Raw genomic sequence first — 2,688 nt, forward strand, 5'->3', positions numbered from 1 at the left:
AATTTTTAGATGATCTTCTACCATGGTCAGATAAACTGCCACAAGAATGTAGAAAAACTAACCGATAAAAGCTGCCATCGCTGGCAGCTTTATTTTTTTGTACAGGTACGCATTATTTACCGTTTACTAAAATAATAATCTTTACATAAATTTAGTTTTGTATAAAATAATTTATTTAATAAATCTTTATTTTTAAACCCAAAAATATTAACTTTATTAAGTACCTCTTTAGATAAAATAGAAATCTGTTTCATATTAAGTTTATCTGTTCTAACAAATTCATAGCTCTTATCTTCAATCATTTATTAATAACTCCCTCCTATATGGTATGTACCTATAAAATATATAAATATCAGAAAGGGAGTTATGCACTCCCAATCTTTTTACTTTCTGAATTTTGATCTAATTGTAATAGCTACCCCAGCTAAAGTTGTCAATATTCCACCTACAAGTGGTAACTCTACTCCACCTGTTTTTGGAAGTACTTTTACACCTACAGAAGTAACTTTTGCAGTATCTGACTTCTTAGTAGTTGTTTTAGTATTTTGATTTTTAACTACACCTCTATTAGCACTAGAAGAGTTAGTTACAGTATTTGAAGGCTTAACTGCATCTCCTGAAGACTTAACATCTTCAGATGGCTTAGTAGCTGGTTTTGTAGTTTCACCTTTACCCTCTGATGGCTTAGTAGATGGCTTAGTAGCTGGTTTTGTAGTTTCAGATGGTTTAGTTCCTTCTGATGGCTTAGTAGCTGGTTTTGTAGTTTCACCCTTACCCTCTGATGGTTTTGTTCCTTCTGATGGCTTAGTAACTTCTGATGGTTTTGTAGTTTCAGATGGCTTAGTTCCCTCTGATGGCTTTGTACCTTCTGATGGCTTAGTAGCTGGTTTTGTTCCTTCAGATGGTTTAGTAGATGGCTTAGTTCCTTCTGATGGTTTTGTACCCTCTGATGGTTTACTTCCTTCTGATGGTTTTGTTCCTTCAGATGGCTTAGTTCCTTCTGATGGTTTTGTAGTTTCACCTTTACCTTCTGATGGCTTTGCACTATCTTTAATCTTTTGAATTACCTTAGGTAAATTTTCTTTATTTGCTATTAACTGATTTCTAAGGTCAGTTGCATAAGCACCATAATGTAAATACTCTAATAAAGCATAACGTCCAAAGAAGTCGTAAGCGAATGAATAACGAGATTTTAATATTTCTTTTTGTTCAGTGAATTCACTATATTTAGCTGCTTCATCTTTCCAAGCCTGCACATACTGTTTATCAGCTTTATCTAATTCTTTTTGTAAAACTTCTTTCTCAGCAACTGTTGCACTAGATACTGCATCTGTTAAGGCATCTCTTAAGTTTCTCTTTTCTATCAATTTTTCTTCTAATTTTATAAGATCCTTTGCTGACTCTGTAACTTCATGAAATATAGGTGGCATATTTTGAACATTATGTTTAAATTCTTCACTATGATAGTAAGCCCCATCTCCTTTTTCAAAAATTTGTTGAGCACTTTTAGAACCTACTTGATCGATAAATTCCTGATATGTTCTTGAGCCCGCAAAAATTATACTCAACGCGTCATGTTGTTGTTGTTCTTGTCCTACTTTAACCTCAGATGCCTTTACATCTACTTTTGTTGTTGCTACCATTGATGTAGCTAATACAGTTGCTAATAATAAACTTATTCTTTTTTTATTCATTTTAATTATCCCCCATTGAAATAGTTTTCTTTAATAATTTTTACATAATATTTAAATTAATTAGTTATTTATCTTCTATAACCCATTCATCCCAATCATCCCCTTCTTTCTTTCTTCATTATATTATATCTATTTAAGATTTTAAAATTAAGTTATTTTCCTAATCTTAAAACCAAAAATGCTTACATATAATTAAATTTTATCATCATTACCTAACTGCTCTTCATAACATTTAATACATAAAAGAATCATCATAATCCATATAAGTTCCATAAACTATATCATCAATATAAGAATCTAATAAAAAATCTTTTTCTGTTAACTTCTCATCTTCTAAAGATAAAATATTTAATCTACCTTTATTTATCAAATAACATTCATCAGTATCTATACTAGCAATTTTTATATTAAGATTTAAATATCTTGAAACTTCAATTAAATCAGTACCTCTACTACTTAATCTTCTATCTTTATTATTTAATTCTTTACCTACTACCTCATATGAGTTTAATAAAGACTCATCTATATCACTAGAACAAGTTCCTCTAATCTCTGCAAATAATTGCTTACCATTTCCATTCTGTCTCTTAATACTATAAACAGTGTTATGCGTAAAATAAAACTTTGGAAAAGTCTTACCTATATTCTTAATTCTAACATAATTAGCTTTAAAATACTTTATAAACTTTTCAACATTTTTTCTTAAACCTGTGACTCTTAAATTATATCTACACTCATCTTCTAAATCATTCATACTACTTCTCCCCTTATTCTTAATTTACTTATCATTTTATTATAATTCCATTCCACATAAAATTTAAGTTAAACAATAAATTGCAATAACAAATTGAACTAATTTTATTTTTCCATTTGAACCCTTGAATTTTTAAGCTGCATAGATCTCATCGAGGTACTTTTCAAAAAGCTCCTCTGGAGTTCGGTAGTCTAAGATTTTACGTGGAAGAGTGTTCATCCATTCTTCAATAAACCCTAT

3 protein-coding genes and 1 pseudogene are annotated in these 2,688 nt (G+C 29.8%); all 4 read right to left on the bottom strand.

Translation table 11 applies throughout. The features are described from left to right. Nucleotides 1–116: 116 nt before the first annotated feature. Entirely contained in the window at nt 117–302 is a 186-nt protein-coding gene (locus FYJ33_RS15855; protein WP_154532915.1) for a hypothetical protein, read from the bottom strand. An 81-nt stretch (nt 303–383) separates the two neighbouring features. Then, a complete protein-coding gene (locus FYJ33_RS15860) occupies nt 384–1,694 on the bottom strand; it encodes a hypothetical protein (protein WP_154532917.1) in 1,311 nt (436 codons plus the stop codon). 232 nt (nt 1,695–1,926) lie between these two features. Further along, complete coding sequence (locus tag FYJ33_RS15865) at nt 1,927–2,448, bottom strand: hypothetical protein (RefSeq protein WP_154532919.1); 522 nt, start codon at nt 2,446–2,448, stop codon at nt 1,927–1,929. A 132-nt stretch (nt 2,449–2,580) separates the two neighbouring features. After that, nucleotides 2,581–2,688, bottom strand: a pseudogene (locus tag FYJ33_RS15870) (IS30 family transposase); the annotation flags it as partial.

Origin of the sequence: Inconstantimicrobium porci (genome assembly GCF_009696465.1) — a bacterium.
Classification (GTDB): Bacteria; Bacillota; Clostridia; order Clostridiales; family Clostridiaceae; genus Inconstantimicrobium; species Inconstantimicrobium porci.

Excerpts from the sequence above, each read along its gene's own strand:
- FYJ33_RS15865 (WP_154532919.1), bottom strand. The coding sequence starts at position 2,448 with ATGAATGATTTAGAAGATGAGTGTAGATATAATTTAAGAGTCACAGGT.
- FYJ33_RS15855 (WP_154532915.1), bottom strand. The coding sequence starts at position 302 with ATGATTGAAGATAAGAGCTATGAATTTGTTAGAACAGATAAACTTAAT.
- FYJ33_RS15860 (WP_154532917.1), bottom strand. The coding sequence starts at position 1,694 with ATGAATAAAAAAAGAATAAGTTTATTATTAGCAACTGTATTAGCTACA.